Raw genomic sequence first — 24,240 nt, 5'->3', positions numbered from 1 at the left:
CAGAATGAGGGGATATCTTTGATCGCGACCCGATGGAAGACGTCGTTGTTGCTCGGCGTCATCACCTCTCCGCTGTTCCTGGCCGGTTGCAGTCAGACCACCTCGCACAGCCTGTCGGTGGCCAACCTGACCGATGCCGTCAGATCCCGGCCCTACCGTCACACACTGAAGGACAAGGAGTGCCTCCAGCGCGCGATGTTCTTCGAATCCAACCGGTCGAGCCGTGACGGCATGATTGCCGTCGGCACGGTGGTCATGAACCGGCTGCGTTCCGGCAAGCACGGCAACACCATCTGCCAGGTGGTCGGCGCGCGGGGCCAGTTCGCACCGGGCGTGATGACACGGCAGATGAATTCGAAGGCGATGCCCGACGTCGAGGAGGCCGCCGAGGCGGTGCTCAGGGGCGAGCGCAAGGCCAAGCTGAAGAACACGATGTTCTTTCACACCGCCGGCCTGCGTTTCCCCTACAAGAACATGCACTACACCATGGTTGCCGGCGGCAACGCCTTCTATGAAAAGCGCGGCCGGAACTGGAAACCGTTGCCGGACGAGCCGACGGTCGCGGTGGCACAGTCCACGCCGCGGGGGTCGGCGCGCGCAGCGCCTGTGACGCTCGTGGCCTCCGCCGCTCCGGTCGCCAAGGCAAAATTCGCCAAGGCAACCTATGTGACCGCGGTCGCAACGCAACCGGCAAAGGCTACTCTGGAGAAGGCGACGCCAGAGAAGGCGACCCTTGTGGCGATGCAAGAGCCGATGCAGGAGCCGGACGCGGCCAGTTTTGGCGGCACTGCCGGTGCGCAACCTGTCACGTCATTCCCGGCGCCGGCCGAGCCGACGATGTCGTTTGAATCGACACCCGAGAACACCGACGCCATCGGTGCGATGATCGCCGGCCAGAGCCGGCCGCTGGAAGCATACTGACGGCAGCAGCATCCTTACGCGTTGAACAGACCGCTCGCCCGCAGAACTGTTCCAAAGCGTGCGGAAAAATCATAAACCGATGCGATGTCGAAGCGAATCGCCGGTCCCGAGATCGAACGCCTGATCCAGCTTCTGGCCAAGGTGCCGGGGCTCGGGCCCCGTTCGGCCAGGCGGGCAGCACTTCACCTCATCAAAAAGAAGGAGCAGTTGCTGTCGCCGCTCGCCGCCGCCATGGGCGAGGCGGTCGACAAGGTGCGCATCTGCTCGACCTGCGGCAATGTCGATACGTCCGACCCATGCATGATCTGCACCGATCCGCGCCGCGACGCCGGCACTCTGATCGTCGTCGAGGACGTGGCCGACCTGTGGGCGCTGGAGCGGGCGGCCGCCATGAATGTCCGCTACCACGTGCTTGGCGGCTCGCTGTCGCCGCTCGACGGCGTCGGCCCCGAGCAGCTCAACATCCGATCGCTGGTCGACCGTGTCGCCGGCGGCAAGGTCAAGGAGGTGATCCTTGCCGTCAACGCCACGGTCGAGGGCCAGACCACCGCGCATTATCTCACCGACCAATTGTCCGGCTTCGAGATCAAAGTAACGCGGCTGGCGCATGGCGTGCCGGTCGGCGGCGAACTCGATTATCTTGACGAAGGCACGCTGGCCGCGGCGCTGCGCTCCCGGACGGCGTTTTGAGGTGGCTGGCGGGAAGGATGCTTCTGAGATGACTGCGAAGGAACGCTGCCCTTGCATACTCTGCATTGTATTTCTGTTGGCCGCACTGATCGGCCTCCTCCCCACCCCTGCTTCCGCAGCAAAAATCGACGACCAGTTCCGCGTCTGGCTGCAAGGCGATCTCTGGCCCGAGGCGAACGCCAAAGGCATCTCCAGAAAAACCCTCGATGCCGCCTTCGACGGCGTCACACCGAACCTGAAACTGCCCGACCTGGTTATGCCGGGCAAAAAGGCGACGACGCCGCAGAAGCAGCATCAGGCGGAGTTCGGTTCGCCCGGCGCCTATTTCGCCGAAAAGACGGTTCGCGCCGTGACCGCCGGTGGCCGCACGCGCAAGGCGGCCAATGCCAGGACCATTGCCGCGATCGAGAAGCGCTACGGCGTGCCGGGCGAGGTGCTGCTGGCGATCTGGGGCCGCGAGAGCGGCTTCGGCGCGGCGAAGATGCCTTACGACGCTTTCGAAGTGCTGGGCACCAAGGCGTTCATGGCGACCAGGAAGGACTTCTTTCGCACCGAGCTTATGGCAGCACTCAAGATCGTCGAGCGTGGGCTGGCCCCGGTCGGTGCGATGAAATCGTCCTGGGCAGGCGCGCTCGGCCAGCCGCAGTTCATGCCGAGTTCGTTCCTGAACCATGCCGTCGATTTCGATGGCGACGGTCGGGCCGATATCTGGAATTCGGTGCCGGACACGCTAGCCTCGATCGCCAACTATCTCGTCCACCATGGCTGGGTGAAGGGTCGCGGCTGGGGCTTCGAGGTGACTGTACCGGAAGCGGTCTCCTGTTCGCTCGAAGGTCCGGACCAGGGCAAGAGGATTTCCGAGTGGGTTGATATGGGCATCAAGCCTGTCGCGGCAGGATCGTTTCCGGCGCGTGAGCTGAAGGCTGAAGGCTTTCTTTTGATGCCGGCCGGGCGCAGCGGTCCGGCCTTCATCGTCACGCCCAATTTCTACGTGCTGAAGCAATACAACACCAGCGATCTCTACGCCCTGTTCATCGGCCACGGCGCCGACCGCATCGCCCGTGGCGACAGCAATTTTTCAGGGCGCTGGGGCGCGGTCGGCGGGCTCCACAGGTCGGACATCGCCACCCTGCAGCGCGCCCTGGAGGCCGAGGGCTATGATGTCGGCAGTGCCGACGGCCTGCCCGGCTTCAAGACCCGCCGCTCGATCGGTAAGTGGCAGGCCAGGAACAGTCGAGCCGCCACCTGTTTTCCCGATGCCGACCTGGTCACCGCATTGAAATAGCTCACCCCCGGGGTTCGTTCCCGGCGGTGGTAGCTGGCTGATCTGGTCCAACCAACAGCTTTGCAAATGCTCGTTGCCGCGCTTGAAACCGCCGGATATGGTGAGGCGGAACTGGATAAAAGTTGCCAAGACAACCGGTTCTGGGATCACCGTTGATTTGGCAAGAGAACGCCACAAGCCTGGGCCGGGAACTCAGGTCAACAAAACAGGGAACAATCAAAATGATGATGGAAAAGTTTGCTCTACGCTCCCGCTTCTTGCTCGCGGGCGCAGCCATGTCCGCGCTGCTTCTGGCCGGCACGCCGGCCTTTGCGGTCACTCCCGCCGACACGCTGGTCGAGGGTTTCGCCATCGACGACATCATCTCCATGGATCCGGGCGAGGCGTTCGAGCTGTCGACTGCCGAGGTCACCGGCAACACCTACGATCTTCTTGTCCGCCTCGATCTCAGCGATACCTCCAAGGTCAAGGGCGATCTCGCCGAAAGCTGGAGCGTCTCAGACGACGGCCTGACCTACACTTTCAAGCTCAAGCCCGGCCTGAAATTTGCCTCGGGCAACCCGATCACGGCGGCGGACGTCGCCTATTCGTTCGAGCGCGCCATCAAGCTCGACAAGAGCCCGGCCTTTATAATCGGGCAGTTCGGCATCAACGGCGACAACGTCACTGAGAAGGCCAAGGCCATCGATGGCACGACGTTCCAGTTCACGGTCGACAAGGCCTATGCGCCGAGCTTCGTCTTGAACTGTCTGTCGGCAACCGTCGCCTCGGTCGTCGACGCCAAGCTGGTCAAGGAGCATGTCGCGGCGGTGACGCCCAGCGACGATTACAAATACGACAACGATTTCGGCAACGCCTGGCTGAAGACCGGCTATGCCGGCTCCGGCGCGTTCAAGCTGCGCGAATGGCGGGCGAATGAGGTCGTCGTGATGGAGCGCAACGACAATTATCACGGCGAAAAGGCCAAGCTTGCCCGCGTCATCTATCGCAACATGAAGGAAAGCTCGGGTCAGCGACTGGCGCTCGAGGCCGGGGACATCGACGTCGCCCGCAATCTCGAGCCGAACGACCTCGACGCAATCGCCAAGAACACCGATCTCACTACCACCAGCGCACCGAAGGGCACGGTTTTTTACATCAGCCTCAACCAGAAGAACCCGAACCTCGCCAAGCCTGAGGTTCGCCAGGCCTTCAAATATCTCGTCGACTACGATGCGTTGAGCTCGACCATCCTCAAGGGCATCGGCGAGATCCACCAGACCTTCCTGCCAAAAGGCGTGCTCGGCGAGCTGGACGAGAATCCGTTCACGTTCGACGTCGCCAAAGCCAAGGAACTGCTCGCCAAGGCCGGCTTGGCCGACGGCTTCAGCGTCACCATGGACGTACGCAGCAGGCAGCCGGAGACCGGCATGGCGGAATCGTTCCAGCAGACGCTGGGACAGGCCGGCGTCAAGCTGGAGATCATTCCCGGCGACGGCAAGCAGACCCTGACCAAATACCGCGCCCGCAACCACGACATCTATATCGGCCAGTGGGGTCAGGATTATTTCGATCCGAACTCCAATGCCCAGACCTTCGCCAGCAACCCGGACAATTCGGATGAAGGCAAGACCAAGACGCTGGCCTGGCGCAACGCCTGGGAGATCCCGGAATTGAGCAAAGAAACCGAGGCGGCTTTGCTCGAGAAGGATGCGGCCAAGCGCGCCGCAATGTACCAGGATCTGCAGAAGAAGGTCCTCGAAACCAGTCCTTTCATCATCATCCACCAGCAGTTGGAAGTGGCCGGCCTGCGCAAGAACCTCAAGGGCTTTGCGCTCGGCCCGAGCTTCGACACCAACTTCGTCGGGCAGATCTCCAAGGAGTGATGTCGGCGGACTTGCCGCATGAGCACTGTTGAAAGCGAAGCGACGGCAGGGCGCGGCAGCGCCCGTGCTGTCGCTGTCGCGTCGGCGATTGCCCGCTTCCTGGTCATCGCGATAACCACCTATCTCGGTCTTCTCGCGGTGACCTTCTTCATCGGGCGGGTCATCCCCATTGACCCGGTGCTGGCGGTGCTCGGCGACCGGGCGCCGGCCAATGTCGTCGAGCGCACCCGCCGCGAGATGGGTCTCGACCTGCCGCTGGTCGAGCAGTTCTACATCTATGTGAAGAATGCCCTGAACGGTAATTTCGGCACGTCGGTGCTGACCACCAATCCCGTCATGACCGACATCCGCCGCGCCTTTCCTGCGACGATCGAACTGGCGACGCTGGGGACGCTGATCGGTGCATTCCTCGGTGTGCCGCTCGGCGTGCTGGCCGCGGTCCGGCGCGGCAGCATCATCGACCAGATCGTCCGCATCATCGGACTGGTCGGCTACTCCGTGCCGATCTTCTGGCTGGGATTGCTGGCGCTTGTGCTGTTCTATGCCAAGCTGCAATGGGTGGCTTTTCCCGGCCGCCTCGATATCGTCTACGAGTATACCTTCACGCCGATCACCGGCTTTTATCTCTTGGATGCGCTGTGGCAGCGGCAGTGGGATGTATTTCGTGATGCCTTCCGCCACATCATTCTGCCGGCCTCGCTGCTTGGCTATTTCTCGCTTGCCTATATCAGCCGCATGACGCGATCGTTCATGCTGAACGAGCTTGCCCAGGAATATATTGTGGCGGCGCGCGCCAAGGGCCTGTCGGAAACACGCATAATCTGGGGCCACGGGCTGCGCAACGCGGCGGTGCCGATGGTCACCGTGATTGCGCTATCCTATGCCGGCCTGCTCGAAGGCTCGGTGCTGACCGAGACGGTGTTCTCGTGGCCGGGCATCGGTCTCTACATCACCAATTCCCTGCAGAATGCCGACATGAACGCGGTGCTCGGCGGCACCATCGTCATCGGCTCGGTCTTCATCGGCATCAACCTTCTGTCCGACCTGCTCTACCGGGTGCTCGATCCAAGGACCAAGGTACGATGAGCGCTGAAGCAATCCAGAGCCGCCGCGACTGGCTGCTCAGCGAGCGGCCGGCGTCGCGCATGCAGGCAAGGCTCGGCCGCGCCTATGTCGCGTGGCGGCGCTTTTCCGCCAATCGGCTGGCGTTTCTCGGCCTGCTCATCATCATCGCTTTGCTGATGGTCGCGGCCCTTGCCGATGTGCTGGCGCCCTATTCGCCGACATTCGGCGACCTCAAGGGTTCGCGCCTGCTGGCGCCGAGTGCCGCGCACTGGTTCGGCACCGACGACCTCGGCCGCGACATCCTTTCGCGCATCATCTTCGGTTCGCGATGGACGCTCTACGTCGTCATACTCGTCGCCATCATCGCCGCCCCTATCGGCCTGTTGGTCGGCGCGGTCGCCGGCTATGCCGGCGGCTGGATCGATGCGATCCTGATGCGCATCACCGACATCTTTCTTGCGTTTCCGAAGCTGATCCTGGCGCTGGCCTTTGTCGCCGCACTTGGCCCCGGGATCGAGAATGCGGTGCTCGCCATCGCCATCACCTCATGGCCGCCCTATGCCCGCATCGCGCGAGCCGAAACGCTCACCGTGCGCAATTCGGACTACATCAAGGCGGTGCAATTGATGGGTGCTTCGCCATTCCGCATCGTGCTTCGCCACATCATGCCGCTCTGCATCTCGTCGCTGATCGTCAGGGTGACGCTCGACATGGCCGGCATCATCCTGACCGCCGCCGGTCTCGGCTTCCTCGGCCTCGGCGCACAGCCGCCGCTGCCGGAATGGGGGGCGATGATCGCGTCGGGCCGCCGCTTCGTACTCGACCAATGGTGGGTGGCCGGCGCACCGGGCTTTGCCATCCTCATCGTCAGCCTCGGCTTTAACCTGCTCGGCGACGGCCTGCGCGACGCGCTCGACCCCCGCAGTGGCGACCAATGAGCGGTGATCAATGAGCACGCTTCTCGACGTCGACGATCTGCGCGTCACCTTTCCGACGCGTACCGGCCGCATCGAAGCGGTGCGCGGCGTCTCCTTCTCGCTCGGCCGAGAACGGCTCGGCATCGTCGGCGAGAGCGGTTCCGGCAAGTCGCAGACCGGCCGCGCCATCATGGGCTTGACCCCGCCGCAGGCCGAGGTCACCGCCAGGAAACTTGCTTTCGACGGCATCGACCTGCTCACGGCCTTGCCTCGCGACCGCCGTGCGTTGCGGGGAAAACGCATCGCCATGATCCTGCAGGATCCGAAATATTCGCTCGACCCGGTGATGAGCATCGGCCGTCAGATCGTCGAGACGCTGCGCACGCATGAGAAGGTCGGCAAGGCCGAAGCCCGCGACCGCGCGCTCGCCATGCTGGAGGCGGTGCAGATCCGCGATCCCGCCCGTGTCTTCGACCTGCATCCGCACGAGGTGTCGGGCGGCATGGGCCAGCGCGCCATGATCGCCATGATGCTGATCGCCGGGCCGGAAATGATGATCGCCGACGAGCCGACCTCGGCGCTCGATGTCACTGTGCAACTCGACGTGCTCGGCATTCTCGACAGGCTGGTCAGCGAGCGCGGCATGGGGCTGATCTTCATCTCGCACGACCTGCGCCTGGTCTCGTCCTTCTGCGACCGGGTGATCGTCATGTATGCCGGCAAGGTCGTCGAGCAGCTGGCGGCGTCGGAACTCGGCCGTGCCCAGCATCCCTATACGCGTGGCCTGCTCAACTGCATGCCCAAGATCGGCGCCGACCGTCACCCGCTGCCGGTGCTCGACCGCAAGCCGGAGTGGGCGGCATGACATCAGCGCTTTCCGTCGACAGGCTGGAGGTGGTCTTCGACCGGTTTCGCGCGCTGAAGGGCGTCAGCCTCGAAGTGCAATCAGGCGAATCCTTCGGCCTGGTCGGCGAATCCGGCTCCGGCAAATCGACGCTGCTGAGGGCAATCGCCGGTCTCGCGCCGATCGCTTCGGGCAGCATCACGGTCAACGGAAAAAAACTCGGCGCGCGCCGCCACAAGGCTTTCTATCGCGAGGTGCAGATGGTCTTTCAGGACCCATACGGCTCGCTGCATCCGCGCCAGACCGTCGACCGCCTGCTGCAGGAGCCGCTCGCCATCCACGGCTTTGCCGATGGCGAAAAGCGCATCCAGCGGGCGCTGGACGAGGTCGGTTTGGGAACCGGCTTCCGCTTCCGCTATTCGCATCAATTGTCGGGCGGCCAGCGCCAGCGCGTGGCGATTGCGCGCGCCCTGATCCTCGAACCGTCGATCCTGCTGCTCGACGAGCCGACCTCGGCGCTCGACGCGTCGGTGCAGGCCGAAGTGCTTAATCTGCTGGAGGAGATCCGGCGGCGGCGCAAGCTGACCTTCCTGATGGTCAGCCACGACCTCGCCATCATCACCCATATGTGCGAGCGGCTGATGGTGATGCAGAACGGCGAAGCGGTGGAAAATCTGGCAGCGAGCGACCTTGTCAAGCGGCACGTGACCAAGGGTTACACGCGCAACCTCTTGCGGGCCAGCGACGGGTTTGTCAGGACGGCGTGAATCAAATTTCAGCGACGCTAACGGCAGCAGGCCCAACGACCTGGCGGCGGTGCCAACTTGAGGAAAACATGAAATAAGATCAGAACAATTCCCGGCAATCATCCAAACGAGAACGGGCGCCGGCCCGGCGAGGGACATCATGAAGAATTCAGCCATTTCCGAACGCAAGAACCAGTCGATCTCGCGCGGCGTCGGCATGACCACGCAAATCTATGCCGACCGCGCCGAGAACTCGGAAATCTGGGATGTCGAAGGCCGCCGCTACATCGACTTCTCGTCCGGCATCGCCGTCGTCAACACCGGCCATCGTCACCCGAAGGTGATCGAGGCGGTCAAGACGCAGCTCGACCGCTTCACCCACACCTGCCACCAGGTGGTGCCCTATGAGAGCTATGTCAGGCTGGCCGAACGGCTGAACGGCATGCTGCCGGGCAATTTCGAAAAGAAGACCATCTTCGTCACCACCGGCGCCGAGGCGGTGGAGAATGCCGTCAAGATCGCCCGCAACGCCACCGGCCGGCCGGCGGTCATCGCCTTTGCCGGCGGCTTCCATGGCCGCACCTTCATGGGCATGGCGCTGACCGGCAAGGTCGTGCCCTATAAGGTCGGCTTCGGCGCCATGCCGGCCGATGTCTTCCACGCGCCGTTCCCGGTAGCGCTGCACGGCATCTCCGTCGCCGATTCGCTGGCCGCGCTCGACCGCCTGTTCAAGGCCGATGTCGATCCGGCCCGCGTCGCCGCGATCATCGTCGAGCCGGTGCAGGGTGAGGGCGGCTTCTACGAGGCGCCGCGCGAGTTCATGACGGCACTGCGCAAGATCTGCGACCAGCACGGCATGCTGTTGATTGCCGATGAGGTGCAGACCGGCTTTGCTCGCACCGGAAAGATGTTCGCCATGGATCACCACGAAGTGGCGCCTGACATCACCACCATGGCCAAGAGCCTGGCCGGCGGCTTCCCGCTGTCGGCGGTCACCGGGCGTGCCGAGATCATGGATGCGCCGAACCCGGGCGGGCTCGGCGGCACCTATGGCGGCAGCCCGATTGGCGTCGCGGCGGCGCATGCCGTGCTCGATGTGATCGAGGAGGAAAACCTCTGCGACCGCGCCAACACGCTGGGCAACAGGCTGAAGCAGCGGCTGCAATCGATCCGCGACGACACGCCGGAGATCGTCGATATCAGAGGCCCCGGCTTCATGAACGCGGTTGAGTTCAATGATGTCAAAAAGGGCTTGCCGTCGGCCGAGATCGCCAATGCCGTCCGGCTCACGGCGCTCGATAAGGGCCTGATCCTGCTCACCTGCGGGGTCTACGGCAACGTCATCCGTTTCCTCGCGCCGATCACCATCCAGGACGGCGTCATGAACGAAGCGCTCGACATTCTGGAAAGCTCGATCCGTGAGGTCCGCGCCGCCTGACCCTCGCCTTCTTGGGATGTATTGAGATTCATGTCAGGCCGAGCCGAGAATGGTGGGTTCCGAGAACCGGAACGGAGCGGACATTTGGGTCCGTGAGTACCGGAAGCGCAGGAAACCACCGTTCGCAATCCGGCATCACCTGAATATCAACATATCCTATTCAGCGGCGCGGACAGGCTCTTCCTGCTGGAAGGCGGCGAGCGCCGCCTTCAGTCCATCCGGCCCCGTCGGAACCGTTTGCGGCGTTGGCGAGAAGCCGGCGCCGAGCATCTTGCGGCCAAGCATATGGTCGCCCGGCCGGTTGACCGATTCAATGCCGAGGAGACGATTTCCAGCATAATGGTAGATCGAGAATTTGTTCTCGTTGACGTCGCCCAGCACGACATGGCTGTCGCCGCCCGAAATCAGGCCGACCATCTGCAGCTTCATGTCGCCGATATCGGACCAGAACCATGGCACCGCCGCAAAGGCGTCCGCATGGCCGACGATGGTGCGCGCGGCAAGACGCGCCTGGTCGGTCGCATTCTGCACCGATTCCAGCCGCACATCGCTGCCGGTGAGCCAGTGCCGGTAGGAGGCGGCATCGCCGATGGCGAGGATTTCGGGGACTGACGTGCGCATCTGCTGGTCGACGCGGATGCCGTTGGCGATTGTGATGCCGGCGGCCTGGGCCAGTTCGACATTCGGCACGACGCCGATACCGACGATGACCATCTGCGCCGGCAGGCGCTCGCCGGATGTGGTGATCGCGGCAGAGACATGGCCGTTCTCGCCTTCGAGCCGCGCAATCGTGGTGCCGGTGAGGATGCGCACGCCAGTCGCTTCCAGCCGTTGCCGCACGTGCCTCGCGATGACCGGCGCCACTGCCCGGCCGAGCAGCCGGTCGACCGCCTCGACCACGGTGACCTCGCGCCCGGCCGCTTTGAGCGTCGCGGCGATCTCCAGCCCGATGAAGCCGCCGCCGAGGATGACCACATCCTCGCTCTGCGCGCTCAACGCGCGGATCAGCCGCGCCTCGGCGAGCGAGCGCAGCGACACCACGCCTGAAAGCTCCGAACCCGGCAGCGGCAGGATTCGCGGCCGCGAACCGGTCGCCAGGATCAGTCGGTCGAAAGGCAGCACGCCGCCACCTGATAGCTCCAGCCTGCGTCCGGCATCGATGCGGTCGACCCTGATGCCCGGCCGGTAGTCGATGGTACTGCCGGTATAAAAGGCCTCGCCGCGCAGCGGCTGCGGTTTGGCCTCTTGATCCTTGATGAAGGTCTTCGACAGCGGCGGCTTGTGATAGGGCAGTTCATTCTCGTCGCCGACGAGGATCACGGGTCCGTCGTAACCGTCCTCGCGCAGGCTGGCGGCCGCTTGCACGCCCGCATGACCCGCACCGACAATGATCACACCGTTTTTCATCGCAGCCCCAATTTCCTCATCCCCAATTCTTCGTCCAAGTCTAGGACGTCTCGCCACGTGGCAATTGTCTGACCCCGCCGCGAGACCACCTTTGCGGGTCGCACCCGGAATGGCGGTCCATCAATAGTGCTGTTAATGACGACAAGCTAAAATGCGGCTAAAGTTGACACTTGCAGTTTAGAATAATTCTAAACTGTTGTTTCGATTGGCTTTTCTCTCTGAAATCGGTTGACTTCCGGCGCCTTCATCGCTTTATGGAACCTTGCGTGTCAAGCGCATCCCTTTGATGTCTGGGCCTTGAACCCTTTCGATTGGAGGTATTTCGATGTCTTTCTTCCGCAAACCGCGCTATGCCGCGGCCTGTTTCTCGGCCAATGCCATGGACCTGCCTTGGTGCCGATTGCCTGTCGACGCGCCTTTGGCGCCGGCATTTCACTGAATTCCGAGGAGATGACAATCATGAGAGCGATGATCACGGCACGATATGGCAGGCTCGCCGCGATCGGCGCCACGGCGGCATTGACGGCGGCGATATTCGTGCTGCCGGCCAAGGCGGAAACCGATGCCAAGGCTGTCATCAAGACCTATTCCGACATTGCGCTCGCCAAATATGAGGATTCGCTGACGACGGCGCAGGCGCTCGACAAGGCCGTCGACGCGCTGCTTGCCAAGCCTTCGGTGGAAACGCTGACTGCCGCCCGCGAGGCCTGGAAGGCGTCGCGTGTTCCCTATCAGCAGACCGAAGTCTACCGCTTCGGCAACGCCATCGTCGACGACTGGGAAGGCAAGGTGAACGCCTGGCCGCTGGACGAAGGCCTGATCGACTATGTCGCTGCCGGCTACGGCACCGAGTCGGATGCGAATGCGCTCTACACCGCCAATGTGATCGCGAACAAGTCGATTGAGGTCGACGGCAAGAAGATCGACGCCACCAATCTTACTCCGGAGTTCCTCTCCGGCACGTTGCAGGAAGCCGGCGGCATCGAGGCCAATGTGGCGACCGGCTACCACGCTATCGAATTCCTGCTGTGGGGCCAGGACCTGCACGGCACTGGCCCGGGCGCGGGCGAACGGCCCTATACGGACTACGATCTCGCCAACTGCACCAGCGGCAATTGCGATCGTCGGGCGCAGTACCTGAAGTCGGCGAGCGACCTTCTGGTTTCCGATCTGCAGGACATGGTCAACGAGTGGAAGGATGGCGGCGCCACCCGCAAGAACCTTGTCGATGGCGAGCCGAAAGTAGGCATCTCGACCATCCTCACCGGAATGGGCTCGCTGTCCTATGGCGAACTTGCCGGCGAGCGCATGAAGCTCGGCCTGCTGCTGCACGATCCCGAAGAGGAGCACGACTGCTTCTCCGACAACACCTACGATTCCCATCTCTACGATGCCGTCGGCATTCGTGCCGCCTATCGTGGCAGCTACACGCGCCTCGACGGCACCGTCGTCGAAGGCCCCTCGGTATCCGACATGGTCAAGGAGGCCGATCCGGCGATCGACAAGGAACTGTCGGACAAGCTCGATGTCACCGTCGCCAAGATGGAAGCCATCAAGGCGCGGGCGCTTGGCGGCGAGGCTTATGACCAGCAGATCGGCGAAGGCAACATTGAAGGCAACGCCACAGTCCAGGCGGCGATCGATGCGCTGGTCGACCAGACTAAGTCGATCGAACGCGCCGTCGGCACCCTGAAACTCAATGCCATCGCCTTCGAGGGCTCGGACAGCCTCGATGCTCCAGACAAGGTGTTCCAATAAGGCGTCAAGAGCCTCGAGCACGATCCCGAACCGAAGGTCCGCGTAAAAAGTGGAAAGCGGTTTTCGGTTCGATTGAGAAAATAAGCCACACGGCGCCGAGCACGCGTCGTCAGCCATACAGAGCAAATAATGCTGATCTGCCATTGCAACATCATCACCGAGAAGGAGATTGAGCAGACGATCGTCGGGCTGCTGGATCAGGATCCCTGGCAACTTATCGTGCCGGCGAAGATCTATCATGCCATGCAGAAGCGTGGTCGCTGTTGCGGCTGCTTCCCAAATGTGGTCGAAACGATCATTCGGGTAACCGAAAATTACCACGCCCGCTCGGAGGCGAGCGGCGTGGATGTCGTTTCACACCTGGATCGCGTCAGAGGCCTGCGCGTCCAATACGGGAGCAGAACCCATGAAAGGCGAACAGCAGATCATAGAGCGGCTTAACGAAGCTCTGTTTCTGGAACTTGGAGCGGTCAATCAGTACTGGGTGCATTTCCGGCTGCTGGAAGACTGGGGCTACGCCAAGCTGGCGAAGAAGGAACGCGCGGAATCGATCGAGGAGATGCACCATGCCGACCGGATCGTGGCCCGCATCATCTTCCTTGAAGGTCATCCGAACCTGCAGTCGGTAGCACCGCTGCGTATCGGACAGAATGTCAAGGAAGTGCTCGAATCCGATCTTGCCGGCGAATATGACGCGCGCACTGCCTACAAACGGTCGCGCGAGATTTGTGACGAAGCAGGCGACTACGTGACGATGAAGCTGTTCGAGGATCTGCTGTCCGACGAGGAAGGTCACATCGACTTCCTCGAGACGCAACTCGACCTGCTCGCCTCGATCGGCGAGGAAAAATACGGCCAGCTCAACGCCGCATCGGCCGACGAAGCGGAATAGGGACATGCGGGAATGCGGCGCCGCTTAGATTTCTTGCGCCGCTTGCGGCGGGCCGAGGGTTGCGGCCTGCCGTCCCAGGAAAACCCGCGATACAGCTGGCTTCGCGGCCTTTCGCTGGCCGTAGTGGTCCCACTTACGGCCTCGGCGATGGCCGGCGCGCCCGAACCGGCGGGCCTCGCCACCAGTCGTACCGATCTGACGCCGAAGGATCTGGCGCGCGTCATCGCCATCACCCGGCCGACCAAGGATTTTTCCAAGCCCGAGCAGTTCGAGCCGATGCAGGGCGGCGCCGGCACGTCACGGAAAGATCCCAACAAGGACGCTTTCTCGCAATCTTCCGCCAATATCACCTTCGAGGAAGAAGGCACCTTCAAGCTCGGCAATGCCCTTTTCCGCAAGAACTGGGTTTCGTCGCCCTCGTCGACGCAGGCGTCGGACGGGCTTGGGCCGCTATTCAACGAGCGGGCGTGCCAGAATTGCCATCTGAAGGACGGTCGCGGTAGTCCGCCAGAAGGCGACAGCGGTACCACGTCGATGTTCCTGCGGCTGGCGCGGCAGGCGAGCACCGATGAGGAGAGAGCAGCGCTGGCCGCCCGCAAGGTGCTCAACTTCCCCGATCCGGTCTACGGCTCGCAATTGCAGGACCTGGCCGTGCCGGGTCTTCGGGGCGAAGGCCGGATGCGTGTCGACTATCAGGAGCAGAAAGTCACGCTGCCGGACGGTACCGTGGTTTGGCTGCGCAAGCCGAGCTATTCGGTCGATGATCTTGCCAACGGGCCGCTCGATCCGCACACGACGCTTTCGCCGCGCATGACGCCACCGATGATCGGCCTCGGCCTGGTCGAGCAGATCGCACCGGCGGACATTCTCGCCCATGCCGATCCGGACGATCGGAACAGTGACGGCATCTCCGGCAAGCCCAACATCGTGCGCGATGGCCAGAGCGGCGAACTGACGCTCGGCCGCTTCGGCTGGAAGGCTCAGACGCCGTCGATCCGTCAGCAAGCGGCGGACGCATTCGCCGGTGACATCGGCATTTCGACGCCGGAAGTGCCAAACCACTCGGGCGATTGCACCGCGGCCGAAAAGACCTGCCTTGCCATGCCCAACGGCGTGCAGGAGCGCCTCGGCCCGGTCGAGGCGCCGCCGCCGGTCATGGACCTCGTCACCTTCTATTCGCAAAACCTCGCCGTGCCGGCGCGGCGCGATCTCGACGAGCCCGATGTGCTGGCCGGCAAGAAGCTGTTCTACGACATGGGCTGCATTTCCTGCCATACGCCGAAATTCGTCACCCGCCGCGGCACGCCCAACAAGGCGCAGGCCTTCCAGCTTATCTGGCCCTATTCCGATTTTCTGCTGCATGACATGGGGCCGGGTCTCGCCGATGGGCAAGCGGTGGGCGAGGCTACCGGCAGCGAATGGCGCACTCCGCCGCTGTGGGGCAGCGGTCTTACCCAGACCGTCAACGGCAACAGTTTCTTCCTGCATGACGGGCGCGCGCGCACCCTGGCCGAGGCGATCCTGTGGCATGGCGGCGAGGGGCAGAAGGCGCGCGACCGCTTTGCCGCCGCCGATGCGGCCGATCGCGACGCACTGGTCAAATTCCTGGAGTCGTTCTGATGTCGAAGCGTCTTGCGCTTGTCCTGGTTCTCCCGCTGGTCCTCGCCGGCGCGTTGCCGGCATCCGCAGCGGCAAAGGCCTCCGACGTGATCCAGCAGGCCATCGACGGCTTTGTCCGCCCGGCTTATGCACGGCTGCATGAGCATGCGGGCAGCCTGACCAAGGCGATGCGCAGGCTTTGCGACGCGCCTTCGCAGGATCATCTCGATGCGGCGCGCGCCGAATTCTCCGGCACCGTGGATGCCTGGTCGGTCGTCGAGATCATCCGCATCGGACCGATCACGCAGAACAACCGGCTGGAGCGCATGCTGTTCTGGCCGGACCGCAAGAGCATCGGCCTGAGGCAGGTCCAGGCGGCGCTGGCTAATAAAGATCGCACCGCCGCCGATCCAGCCCAGCTGGCGACAAAGAGCGTCGCCATGCAAGGGCTCGGCGCGCTGGAGTTCGTGCTTTACGGCGATAGCGCCGAGCGGCTCGCCGGTAAGGACGATCCCTATCGCTGTGCTTACGGCGCGGCCGTCGCTGGCAACATCGAAACGATTGCCGCCGAGGTCAGCGACGCCTGGAACAAGCCCGACGGTTTTGCCGCGCTTTGGGCCAATCCGGGCCCGCAAAACGCGCTCTACCGCGACGGCACCGAAGTGGTGACCGAACTGGTCGGCGTCTTCATCAACGAGCTGGAAATGGTGCGCGACGTGCGCCTAAAGGGCTTTTTGGGCAGCAATCCGCAAGCCGACAAGCCGAAACAGGCGATCTACTGGCGCTCGCAAAACACCGCGCGCTCGTTGACCGGCAATCTTTCGGGCATGGACGCGCTGTTCCGGGCCTCGCAGCTTGGCGAAGCGCTGTCGCCCGACGCGCGCTGGATGGCAGATTCGATCCACATCCAGCTCGTCAACGGGGCCGCCGACGCCACGGCCATCAGAGGTCCGATCGACAAGGCGCTCGCCGACCCGGCGCTGCGCCAGAAGCTCGACCATTTCTCGCTGGTGACATCCAGCCTGTCGACCCTGATCGGCACCAGGCTGACAGCCGAATTCGGCCTGACCGCCGGCTTCTCGTCGCTCGACGGAGACTGAGCATTGCAGACTTTTTGGACAAGATCATGCGGCAAAGAAACCGAGCATCACCCCAAAAGTTGCAGACTTTTTGGACAAGATCATGCTCGAACGGAGATCGCATCCTGAAGACGCCGCTGATCGATCGCCGTGATTTCCTCAGGGCCGCCGGGACAGGCTTTGTTGCCGCGATGACGCCGTCCGCATGGGCGAAGACACTTGCGGCCGACGCCGTCTTCGCCACCGCTTTCGTCAAGCGTGACGGCAGCTATGGCGCGGCCATCCTGTCCGAGGCCGGCAAGGTCCTGCATGCCATCGACCTTCCCGCCCGCGGTCACGACGTCACCTTCGATCCGGTGTCGAAGCGCTCCGTGGTCTTTGCCAGGCAGCCCGGCACCTTCGCCGTGGTCTTCGACCACACAGGTCGCGACGAACCACGGACCATTGCCAGCGTCAGTGGACGGCATTTCTTCGGTCACGGCGTGTTTTCGACCGACGGTGCGCTGCTCTACGCCACCGAGAACGATTTCGACAATGCCGCCGGTGTGGTCGGCGTCTATGACGCGCGTGCGAAATTCAAGCGCATCAGTGAGTTCCCGACCTACGGCATGGGTTCGCACGAGCTTCTGTTGTTGGGCGACGGCAGGACGATTGCCGTCGCCAATGGCGGCATCGAGACGCATCCGGATTACGGCCGCGCCGAGCTCAACATCGCGACGATGAAGCCATCCTATGTGCTGGTCGACCGCCTGACCGGCGACCTTCTCGAAAAGCACGAACTGCCGCCGGAGCTGCACCAGCTGTCGATCCGTCACATGGCTGCCGATAAATCCGGCACGGTCTGGTTCGGCTGCCAGTACAGGGGGCCGGGCACCGATCGTCCGCTGCTGGTCGGCCGCGCCGCGCGCGGCAAGGATCTGCAACTGCTCGACATGCCGCAGGACGTGCTCTCCGGCTTCAGGAACTACATCGGCTCGGTCGCCGCCAACCTCGCCGCCGGCACCGTCGCCGTGTCCTCGCCGGAAGGGAATTCGCTGGCGGTGATCGATGCGGCCAGCGGCGGGATCGTCGCCATCAGCGCACTGGCCGAGGTCTGCGGCGTGGCGCCCGACGGGCCGAGCTTCATGGCGACGACTGGCACCGGCGAAATCCTCGAAGCCGGCGGCGCGACACGGTCCGAGCCGGGCTATGTCTGGGACAATCACATGCTGCGCATCGAGGAGGCCGAATAGGCGCTTCCGGCACCGGTTCCCTGACGGTTACGTTCGTTAGAAGTCACCGCCTTCAGGCGAGGTCGAAGCAAAGCCGCCAAACGATTTATGCATTATCCCCTTGCGGCGATGAGCCATGGCAGGCACAGGGAAATTGTTTTTCGAACCCCTGCGCCCAAGTGGGTGCTCCAACCGGCCGCCTCATGAAGTTGCTCGCCATCGACTGTGCCGCCAATCTCTGCGCCGCCTGTGTCTACGACGCGGCGGCCGGGAAGGAGCTCGGCCGTTCGGTGTTCGATCTCGGCAAGGGCCATGCCGAGCATCTGATGGCCGTTATCGAAGAGGCGTTGAGGACCGGCGGAACCGACTATGCCGGCGTCGGCCCCATCGCTGTCTCCACCGGTCCGGGCTCCTTCACCGGCCTGCGCGTCGGCGTCTCGGCGGCGCGGGGTCTTGCGCTGGCGCTGAAAATCCCGGCAATCGGGGTGACGACGCTGGAAGCGCTGGCGGCGCAAGCCAAAGAGACATTTCCCGGCCGCGCTGTGCTGGCCGCGCTCGACGCCGGGCGCGACGAGATCCATGCCGCGCTTTACGATGAAGAGTCGGTTCTGCGCTATGGTCCGGCCGTGACCACGCTTTCGCAAGCCGTCGCCATGGCGGTAGATCTCTCTCCGGTTCTGGCCGGCACAGCTGCCACGCAAATTGCCGCCTCGGCCGGGCGCGCCTTTGATATCGGCCCGACAAGTGCCACGGCCGACATCGCCGTCTATGCCCGGCTGGCTGCCGCCCAAGCTGCCGGCAAAAAGGCTGAAGGCGAAAAGCCGAAACCGCTCTATCTGCGCGGCGCCGACGCCAAGCCGCAGGCCGGCTTTATCCTGTCCAGGAAGAAAGCCGGGAAGAAAACCTGATGCGCATTCCTTTCCTCCAGCCGCGCCGCAGGGACTTTGCGCTCGAGCCGCTGACGATTGCCGACAGCGCGGCCATGTCGGTGCTGCATCGCGAGGATTTCGTTCGGCCGTGGACCGACGACGAATTCGCCGCACTGCTCGAGCAGGACGCGGTGTTCGGCTATGCCGCGCGCGAGACCGGACAGGGTGCCAAGCCGCCGGTCGGCTTCGTCCTGGCGCGCCTGGCTGCCGGTGAAGGCGAGATCCTGACTGTCGCGGTGGCGCGCTCCCATCGCCGCCAGGGGCTCGGCTGGCAATTGATGGATGCCGTTCTGCGCGAACTGCACGCGCAACGCGCCGAGGCGCTTTTCCTCGAGGTCGACGAGACTAACGTTGCCGCGATCGCGCTCTACCGGCGGCTGGGATTCCGCGAGGTCGGCAAGCGTCCCAACTATTACAGGTCGCCCGAACACGGCCCGACCGGCGCGCTTGTCATGCGCCGCGATCTTCGCTAGCGCAGATTCAAAATTGCTAGAGCGTACGTTGTGCGTCCAATTGGACGCACAACGCTCTGGCCATACGTGGGCAGGGCCTGGAGCAAAATGATCGGAAAAATCAGGATTTTCCTGGCACTGGGCCTCGTTGTCGTCGGCTCGTTGATTCTCGTGCCGTTGCAGATCCTGTCGATGAAGACCGGGCTCTGGCGCGAGACGTTCGTCCTGAAGATCTGGCACCGGCTCATCATCAGGGCGCTGGGCATGCGCATCCATCTCAAGGGGACGCTGTCCAGCCAGCGCCCTCTATTGGTTGCGTCGAACCACATCTCCTGGACCGACATCATGGTGCTAGGGTCGATGGTCGACGTGAAATTCATCGCCAGGGCTGACATGGCCGGTTGGCCATTGATCGGCATGTTATCGAAGCTGCAGCGCACTGTCTTCATCGAGCGTGAGCGCAAGCGTTCGTCGGGCGACCAGGCGAGCGAGATCGCCAACCGCATGGCCAAGGGCGACGCCATGGTGCTGTTTGCCGAAGGGTCGACCGGCGACGGCAACATGATCTTGCCGTTCAAGAGCACGCTATTCGGCGCCGCCTCGATGGCAATTTCGGAAGGGGCGGCCGAAACCGTCTTCATCCAGCCGGTGGCGATCGTCTATACGCGCCTGCATGGCGTGCCGCTCGGCCGCAGGCACCGGCCGATTGCCGCCTGGATCGGTGACGAGGATTTGATGCCGCATCTCAAGGTGCTGATGGCGGAAGGCGGGCTCGATGTCGAAGTGCATTTCGGTGAGCCGGTCGCCTTTTCAAAGGGCTCCAGCCGCAAGGAAACGGCAAGGCTGATGGAAAGTCAGGTGCGTGATATGGTGCAGGCGGCGCTCGCCGATCCGCGCCCGAGCCGGTAAACCGGAATAGCTACTGCGCCACTCAAGTGCTCCAGCGTCTTGCGCGTCCAAGAGGACACATGGCGCTGCAGGGCAGAATCGTCTGTTTTTTGTCGGCGAAAGGCGTTAGAAGCCGCCAGATGGAATTGAACACGATCGAACGGGACGACATCGAAACTGCGGCCGAAAGTGCGGTCGTACCATCTGCCGCGACCAGGAAGGTCTTCGTCAAGACCTATGGCTGCCAGATGAACGTCTACGATTCGCAGCGCATGACCGACGCGCTGGCCGCCGACGGCTATGTGGCAACGGACGCCATCGGTGAGGCCGATCTGGTGCTGCTCAACACCTGCCATATCCGTGAGAAAGCCGCCGAGAAGGTCTATTCCGAACTTGGCCGCATTCGTGAGATGAAGGCCGAACGGGCTCAGGCCGGCCGCGAGATGCTGGTCGGTGTCGCCGGCTGCGTGGCGCAGGCAGAGGGCTCCGAGATCATCCGCCGCTCGCCGGCCGTCGATCTGGTCATCGGCCCGCAGACTTATCACCGGTTGTCCGACGTGCTGGCACGGGTGCGCCGCGGCGAAAAGATCGTCGAGACCGACTACGCCATCGAGGACAAGTTCGAGCACCTGCCGCAGCCGAAACGCGCCGAGATCATCAAGCGCGGCGTCACCGCGTTCCTGACCGTGCAGGAAGGCTGCGACAAGTTCTGCACCTTCTGCGTCGTGCCTTATACCAGAGGCTCGGAAGTGTCGCGGCCGGTGGCGCAGATCGTCGCCGAGGCCGAGCGGCTGGCGCAAGCCGGCGTGCGCGAGGTGACGCTGCTTGGCCAGAATGTCAATGCCTGGCATGGCGAGGGCGAAAACGCCGAGGAATGGGGTCTTGGCCGCCTGCTGTTCCGGCTGGCCGAGATTCCCGGGCTGGCGCGGTTGCGCTACACCACCAGTCACCCGCGCGACATGGACGACGAATTGATCGCCGCCCATCGTGACTTGCCGGCGCTGATGCCCTATCTGCATTTGCCTGTGCAATCCGGCTCCGACCGCATCCTCAAGGCGATGAACCGCAGGCATACGGCAAAGGATTATCTGACGCTGCTCGACCGGATCCGCGCCGCACGGAGCGATATCGCGCTTTCAGGCGACTTCATTGTCGGCTTTCCCGGCGAGACGGATGCGAATTTCGAGGCGACGATGGACCTTGTACGCCAGGTGAACTATGCCTCGGCCTTCTCGTTCAAATATTCGCCGCGCCCTGGCACGCCAGGCGCGGAAATGGCCGATCATGTGCCGGAAGCCGTCAAGGACGAGCGCCTGCAGCGACTGCAGGCGCTGCTGCTGAAGCAGCAGCAGGATTTCGGCGCGAGCCTGGTCGGCAGCACCATCGACACGCTGATCGAGAAGCCGGGCCGCCAGGCTGGCCAGAAGGTCGGCCGCTCGCCGTGGCTGCAGCCGGTTATTGTTGATGAAAAGTCCGGCGAAATCGGTGAGATTATCCAGGTACGAATCACGAAGACGGGTTACAACAGCCTGTTCGCCGAATTGGCCTGAAGGTCTCGGCAGATGAGGAGAGACGGTTGAGCGCTGCGGAAGTGAAGAACCTGCCCCAGAACCTACCATCGGGGGCTTCGGATATGGCGCACATCGTTCTGACTTTCGACAACAACAAGCTTGCCAGCGCCCTTTATGGCCAGTTCGACGAGAATCTGGCCAGGCTGGAGCAGAAGCTTGGCGTCGATATCCGCTCGCGAGGCAACCAACTGACCATCAAGGGCTCCGCCTCGGCCGCCGAGCAGGCGCGCCGCGCCCTGGACAATCTCTACGGCATTCTCCAGAAAGGCGCTGACATCGGCCAGTCGGACGTCGACGGCGCCGTGCGCATGGCGATCGCCGCCGACGACCAGCTGACGCTGCCGACGCTGGAGCGCAAGGGCAAGGTGTCAGCCGCCCAGATATCGACGCGCAAGAAGACGATTTATGCCCGTTCGCTCAACCAGGACGCCTATATGCGCGCCCTGGAGCGGTCCGAACTCGTCTTCGGCATCGGCCCGGCTGGCACGGGAAAAACCTTCCTGGCGGTGGCGCATGCGGCGATGCTGCTCGAACGTGGCATGGTCGAGCGCATCGTGCTGTCGCGGCCGGCAGTCGAGGCCGGCGAACGGCTCGGCTTCCTGCCCGGCGATATGAAGGAGAAGGTCGATCCCTATCTGCGGCCGCTTTACGACGCGCTTTACGAGATGATGCCGGCCGACAAGGTCGAGCGGGCGATAGCCGCCGAGGTGATCGAGATCGCGCCGCTGGCCTTCATGCGCGGCCGCACGCTGGCGCACTCCGCCGTCATCCTCGACGAGGCGCAGAACACCACGCCGATGCAGATGAAGATGTTCCTGACCCGTCTCGGCGAGAACTCTCGCATGATCGTCACCGGCGATCCGACCCAGATCGACCTGCCGCAAAACACCAAATCCGGTCTGGTCGAGGCGCTCAGGATCCTCGACGGCGTCACCGGCATGGTGACAGTGCGCTTCAACGAAGGCGACGTCGTCAGGCATCCGCTGGTCGCCGAGATCGTCAAGGCTTACGACCGCGACGGCAAGCTGGCCCGGGGCCTGGGCGCCGAAGGCTGATGATGCAGCCTTATGGCTGAGGACAGGAAATCCGGAGGCGAGGATCTTCCGGTTCCCGTCGACATCGATATAGCGGTCGAAGCGGGCGACTGGCCGGAAGAGGCTGCGCTGACGCGGCTGGTCGATCGCGCCGTTGCCGCTGCGTTTGCCGAAACCGGCGTAGCCGGCCGTTCCGAACTCAGCATCGTCTTTTCTGACGATGCCCATATCCGCAGCCTCAATGCCGGCTGGCGCGGCAAGGACAAACCGACCAACGTCCTGTCTTTCCCGGCTTTTCCGCTCACAACGGGCGGCCCGCTGCCGCCCATGCTGGGCGACATCGTGCTGGCCGCCGAGACGGTTGCGCGGGAAGCCGCACTGGAAGACAAGCCTGTCGACAACCATATCATCCATCTCGTCATCCACGGCCTGCTGCATTTGCTGGGCTACGATCACGAGACCGACGCCGAGGCCGAGGAAATGGAAGCCGTCGAACGCGCAGCACTTGCGAGGCTTGCCATTCCCGATCCCTACGCGTAACTAAAAAGATCAAATGACCGGACGACGATGAACGACAAACCAGAGACTGCCGCCCGCCCAGACGCCGGCAGTGCGACCAAGCCATCCGAACAGACGGAAGAGAGCTCGAGTCCGAGTACCACGACCGGCAGCTTCGCCAGCGAGCCATCGCCTGCCGGTCCTTCCCTGTTCGATCGCGTGCTCGGCCTGTTCAGGCAACGCAACGGCGCCAGCCTGCGCGAGGAGATCGCCGACGCACTTGCCGAAACGGCGAGCGATGCCGGCGCTTTTTCGCCCGGCGAACGAGCCATGCTCAACAACATCCTGCGCTTGCGCGAGGTGCGCGTCGAGGACGTCATGGTGCCTCGCGCCGATATTGAGGCGGTCGAGATCACGACAAACCTGGGTGATCTTCTGGGGCTGTTCGAGCAGTCTGGCCATTCCCGCATGCCGGTCTATTCGGAGACGCTCGACGACCCGCGCGGCATGGTCCACATCCGCGACGTGCTCGCGCACATCACCAAGATCGCCCGCGTCAGGAAGGGCAGGACGACCAGGAAAACCGCCGCCGCCACGCTTCTCGATCTCGCCAAGGTCGATCTCACGCGCACCATAGGCGACCTGACCCTGATCCGCCCGGTGCTTTTCGTGCCGCCGTCGATGCTCGCCTCCGATCTCATGGGGCGGATGCAGGCGATGCGTACCCAGATGGCGCTGGTCATCGACGAATATGGCGGCACCGACGGTCTGGTGTCGCTCGAGGATATCGTCGAGATGGTGGTCGGCGACATCGAGGACGAGCATGACGAGGACGAGCCGATGATCACCCAGACCGGCGAGGGCGTGTTCGTCGTCGACGGCAAGGCCGAGATCGACGATGTCGCCAAGATGATCGGCGAGGATTTCGCCGCCGGCGAGCATGGCGAATATGTCGACACGATCGGCGGCATGATCTTCAACACGCTTGGCAGGGTTCCGGCCCGCGGCGAAGTGGTGCAGGCCATCCCTGGCTTCGAATTCCATGTGCTCGACGCCGATCCGCGCCGCGTCAAGCGCGTGCGCATCATGGAAACCCAGAAGGGCGAGCGCCGCCGGCGCGCGGTGCGCGCCGAGCAGGCGTGAGCAGGTTC

The 24,240-nt window shown here is 63.4% G+C and carries 23 protein-coding genes; 22 read left to right on the top strand and 1 reads right to left on the bottom strand.

Translation table 11 applies throughout. The features are described 5' to 3' along the window. Positions 1–18: 18 nt before the first annotated feature. From A9K68_RS00255 to A9K68_RS00215, 9 genes are all read left to right on the top strand, one after another. Complete coding sequence (locus A9K68_RS00255) at positions 19–921, top strand: cell wall hydrolase (RefSeq protein WP_065005910.1); 903 nt, start codon at positions 19–21, stop codon at positions 919–921. Between the two features lie 84 nt (positions 922–1,005). Beyond that, positions 1,006–1,611: a recombination mediator RecR gene (gene recR, locus A9K68_RS00250; RefSeq protein ID WP_065005909.1), complete on the top strand. Its 606-nt coding sequence runs from the start codon at positions 1,006–1,008 to the stop codon at positions 1,609–1,611. A gap of 28 nt (positions 1,612–1,639) precedes the next feature. Beyond that, positions 1,640–2,896, top strand: coding sequence for a lytic murein transglycosylase (locus A9K68_RS00245; protein ID WP_065005908.1), 1,257 nt, complete (start codon positions 1,640–1,642; stop codon positions 2,894–2,896). Between the two features lie 221 nt (positions 2,897–3,117). Beyond that, positions 3,118–4,761 (top strand): ABC transporter substrate-binding protein, encoded by a 1,644-nt coding sequence (locus A9K68_RS00240; protein ID WP_065005907.1) that lies wholly within the window; start codon positions 3,118–3,120, stop codon positions 4,759–4,761. Positions 4,762–4,779: 18 nt separating this feature from the next. After that, positions 4,780–5,847 carry an ABC transporter permease gene (locus A9K68_RS00235; RefSeq protein WP_065005906.1) on the top strand — a complete coding sequence of 356 codons (1,068 nt, stop codon included), beginning with the start codon at positions 4,780–4,782 and terminating at the stop codon, positions 5,845–5,847. Further along, complete coding sequence (nikC, locus tag A9K68_RS00230) at positions 5,844–6,764, top strand: nickel transporter permease (protein ID WP_065005905.1); 921 nt, start codon at positions 5,844–5,846, stop codon at positions 6,762–6,764. The genes A9K68_RS00235 and nikC overlap by 4 nt, the downstream gene beginning before the upstream one ends. Before the next feature lie 10 nt (positions 6,765–6,774). Then, positions 6,775–7,608, top strand: a complete 834-nt coding sequence (locus A9K68_RS00225; RefSeq protein WP_065005904.1) for an ABC transporter ATP-binding protein — start codon at positions 6,775–6,777, stop codon at positions 7,606–7,608. Continuing rightward, entirely contained in the window at positions 7,605–8,354 is a 750-nt protein-coding gene (locus A9K68_RS00220) for an ABC transporter ATP-binding protein (protein ID WP_065006133.1), read from the top strand. The genes A9K68_RS00225 and A9K68_RS00220 overlap by 4 nt, the downstream gene beginning before the upstream one ends. Positions 8,355–8,493: 139 nt before the next feature. Further along, positions 8,494–9,771 carry a 4-aminobutyrate--2-oxoglutarate transaminase gene (locus A9K68_RS00215; protein ID WP_065005903.1) on the top strand — a complete coding sequence of 426 codons (1,278 nt, stop codon included), beginning with the start codon at positions 8,494–8,496 and terminating at the stop codon, positions 9,769–9,771. 156 nt (positions 9,772–9,927) lie between these two features. Here A9K68_RS00215 and A9K68_RS00210 read toward each other — a convergent pair whose 3' ends face one another. Further along, entirely contained in the window at positions 9,928–11,178 is a 1,251-nt protein-coding gene (locus A9K68_RS00210) for an FAD/NAD(P)-binding oxidoreductase (protein ID WP_065005902.1), read from the bottom strand. 468 nt (positions 11,179–11,646) lie between these two features. On the opposite strand from A9K68_RS00210, the gene A9K68_RS00205 reads away from it, so the two are divergent. The 13 genes from A9K68_RS00205 to A9K68_RS00145 all read left to right on the top strand — a co-directional run bounded on the left by A9K68_RS00205 (position 11,647) and on the right by A9K68_RS00145 (position 24,232). Next, positions 11,647–12,936, top strand: a complete 1,290-nt coding sequence (locus tag A9K68_RS00205; RefSeq protein ID WP_203546911.1) for an imelysin family protein — start codon at positions 11,647–11,649, stop codon at positions 12,934–12,936. A 129-nt stretch (positions 12,937–13,065) separates the two neighbouring features. Continuing rightward, positions 13,066–13,377, top strand: a complete 312-nt coding sequence (locus A9K68_RS00200) for a (2Fe-2S)-binding protein (protein WP_065005901.1) — start codon at positions 13,066–13,068, stop codon at positions 13,375–13,377. Then, positions 13,343–13,828, top strand: a complete 486-nt coding sequence (gene bfr / locus A9K68_RS00195; protein WP_065005900.1) for a bacterioferritin — start codon at positions 13,343–13,345, stop codon at positions 13,826–13,828. Before A9K68_RS00200 ends, bfr begins: the two co-directional genes overlap by 35 nt. Before the next feature lie 12 nt (positions 13,829–13,840). Then, positions 13,841–15,448 carry a di-heme oxidoredictase family protein gene (locus A9K68_RS00190; protein ID WP_065005899.1) on the top strand — a complete coding sequence of 536 codons (1,608 nt, stop codon included), beginning with the start codon at positions 13,841–13,843 and terminating at the stop codon, positions 15,446–15,448. Then, positions 15,448–16,527: an imelysin family protein gene (locus A9K68_RS00185; RefSeq protein WP_065005898.1), complete on the top strand. Its 1,080-nt coding sequence runs from the start codon at positions 15,448–15,450 to the stop codon at positions 16,525–16,527. The genes A9K68_RS00190 and A9K68_RS00185 overlap by 1 nt, the downstream gene beginning before the upstream one ends. A 104-nt stretch (positions 16,528–16,631) precedes the next feature. Next, positions 16,632–17,738, top strand: a complete 1,107-nt coding sequence (locus A9K68_RS00180) for a DUF1513 domain-containing protein (RefSeq protein ID WP_065006131.1) — start codon at positions 16,632–16,634, stop codon at positions 17,736–17,738. 182 nt (positions 17,739–17,920) lie between these two features. After that, positions 17,921–18,625: a tRNA (adenosine(37)-N6)-threonylcarbamoyltransferase complex dimerization subunit type 1 TsaB gene (gene tsaB, locus A9K68_RS00175; RefSeq protein ID WP_065006130.1), complete on the top strand. Its 705-nt coding sequence runs from the start codon at positions 17,921–17,923 to the stop codon at positions 18,623–18,625. After that, positions 18,625–19,119, top strand: coding sequence for a ribosomal protein S18-alanine N-acetyltransferase (rimI, locus tag A9K68_RS00170; RefSeq protein WP_065005897.1), 495 nt, complete (start codon positions 18,625–18,627; stop codon positions 19,117–19,119). Before tsaB ends, rimI begins: the two co-directional genes overlap by 1 nt. Before the next feature lie 87 nt (positions 19,120–19,206). Continuing rightward, a complete protein-coding gene (locus A9K68_RS00165; protein ID WP_065006129.1) occupies positions 19,207–20,007 on the top strand; it encodes a 1-acyl-sn-glycerol-3-phosphate acyltransferase in 801 nt (266 codons plus the stop codon). 227 nt (positions 20,008–20,234) lie between these two features. Next, a complete protein-coding gene (gene miaB / locus A9K68_RS00160) occupies positions 20,235–21,536 on the top strand; it encodes a tRNA (N6-isopentenyl adenosine(37)-C2)-methylthiotransferase MiaB (protein WP_246811439.1) in 1,302 nt (433 codons plus the stop codon). A gap of 26 nt (positions 21,537–21,562) precedes the next feature. After that, positions 21,563–22,612, top strand: coding sequence for a PhoH family protein (locus A9K68_RS00155; protein ID WP_065005896.1), 1,050 nt, complete (start codon positions 21,563–21,565; stop codon positions 22,610–22,612). A gap of 12 nt (positions 22,613–22,624) precedes the next feature. Next, positions 22,625–23,131: an rRNA maturation RNase YbeY gene (gene ybeY, locus A9K68_RS00150; protein ID WP_065005895.1), complete on the top strand. Its 507-nt coding sequence runs from the start codon at positions 22,625–22,627 to the stop codon at positions 23,129–23,131. 27 nt (positions 23,132–23,158) lie between these two features. After that, a complete protein-coding gene (locus A9K68_RS00145) occupies positions 23,159–24,232 on the top strand; it encodes a hemolysin family protein (protein ID WP_065005894.1) in 1,074 nt (357 codons plus the stop codon). Positions 24,233–24,240 lie beyond the last annotated feature (8 nt).

It is taken from the genome of Mesorhizobium sp. AA22 (genome assembly GCF_001672375.2).
Taxonomy (GTDB): Bacteria; Pseudomonadota; Alphaproteobacteria; order Rhizobiales; family Rhizobiaceae; genus Mesorhizobium; species Mesorhizobium wenxiniae.
This window is presented reverse-complemented; position numbering and strand designations above follow the sequence as displayed.

Excerpts from the sequence above, each read along its gene's own strand:
- recR (WP_065005909.1), top strand. The coding sequence starts at position 1,006 with ATGTCGAAGCGAATCGCCGGTCCCGAGATCGAACGCCTGATCCAGCTT.
- A9K68_RS00245 (WP_065005908.1), top strand. The coding sequence starts at position 1,640 with ATGACTGCGAAGGAACGCTGCCCTTGCATACTCTGCATTGTATTTCTG.
- A9K68_RS00240 (WP_065005907.1), top strand. The coding sequence starts at position 3,118 with ATGATGATGGAAAAGTTTGCTCTACGCTCCCGCTTCTTGCTCGCGGGC.
- A9K68_RS00235 (WP_065005906.1), top strand. The coding sequence starts at position 4,780 with ATGAGCACTGTTGAAAGCGAAGCGACGGCAGGGCGCGGCAGCGCCCGT.
- nikC (WP_065005905.1), top strand. The coding sequence starts at position 5,844 with ATGAGCGCTGAAGCAATCCAGAGCCGCCGCGACTGGCTGCTCAGCGAG.
- A9K68_RS00225 (WP_065005904.1), top strand. The coding sequence starts at position 6,775 with ATGAGCACGCTTCTCGACGTCGACGATCTGCGCGTCACCTTTCCGACG.
- A9K68_RS00220 (WP_065006133.1), top strand. The coding sequence starts at position 7,605 with ATGACATCAGCGCTTTCCGTCGACAGGCTGGAGGTGGTCTTCGACCGG.
- A9K68_RS00215 (WP_065005903.1), top strand. The coding sequence starts at position 8,494 with ATGAAGAATTCAGCCATTTCCGAACGCAAGAACCAGTCGATCTCGCGC.
- A9K68_RS00210 (WP_065005902.1), bottom strand. The coding sequence starts at position 11,178 with ATGAAAAACGGTGTGATCATTGTCGGTGCGGGTCATGCGGGCGTGCAA.
- A9K68_RS00205 (WP_203546911.1), top strand. The coding sequence starts at position 11,647 with ATGATCACGGCACGATATGGCAGGCTCGCCGCGATCGGCGCCACGGCG.
- A9K68_RS00200 (WP_065005901.1), top strand. The coding sequence starts at position 13,066 with ATGCTGATCTGCCATTGCAACATCATCACCGAGAAGGAGATTGAGCAG.
- bfr (WP_065005900.1), top strand. The coding sequence starts at position 13,343 with ATGAAAGGCGAACAGCAGATCATAGAGCGGCTTAACGAAGCTCTGTTT.
- A9K68_RS00190 (WP_065005899.1), top strand. The coding sequence starts at position 13,841 with ATGCGGCGCCGCTTAGATTTCTTGCGCCGCTTGCGGCGGGCCGAGGGT.
- A9K68_RS00185 (WP_065005898.1), top strand. The coding sequence starts at position 15,448 with ATGTCGAAGCGTCTTGCGCTTGTCCTGGTTCTCCCGCTGGTCCTCGCC.
- tsaB (WP_065006130.1), top strand. The coding sequence starts at position 17,921 with ATGAAGTTGCTCGCCATCGACTGTGCCGCCAATCTCTGCGCCGCCTGT.
- rimI (WP_065005897.1), top strand. The coding sequence starts at position 18,625 with ATGCGCATTCCTTTCCTCCAGCCGCGCCGCAGGGACTTTGCGCTCGAG.
- A9K68_RS00165 (WP_065006129.1), top strand. The coding sequence starts at position 19,207 with ATGATCGGAAAAATCAGGATTTTCCTGGCACTGGGCCTCGTTGTCGTC.
- miaB (WP_246811439.1), top strand. The coding sequence starts at position 20,235 with ATGAACGTCTACGATTCGCAGCGCATGACCGACGCGCTGGCCGCCGAC.
- ybeY (WP_065005895.1), top strand. The coding sequence starts at position 22,625 with ATGGCTGAGGACAGGAAATCCGGAGGCGAGGATCTTCCGGTTCCCGTC.
- A9K68_RS00145 (WP_065005894.1), top strand. The coding sequence starts at position 23,159 with ATGAACGACAAACCAGAGACTGCCGCCCGCCCAGACGCCGGCAGTGCG.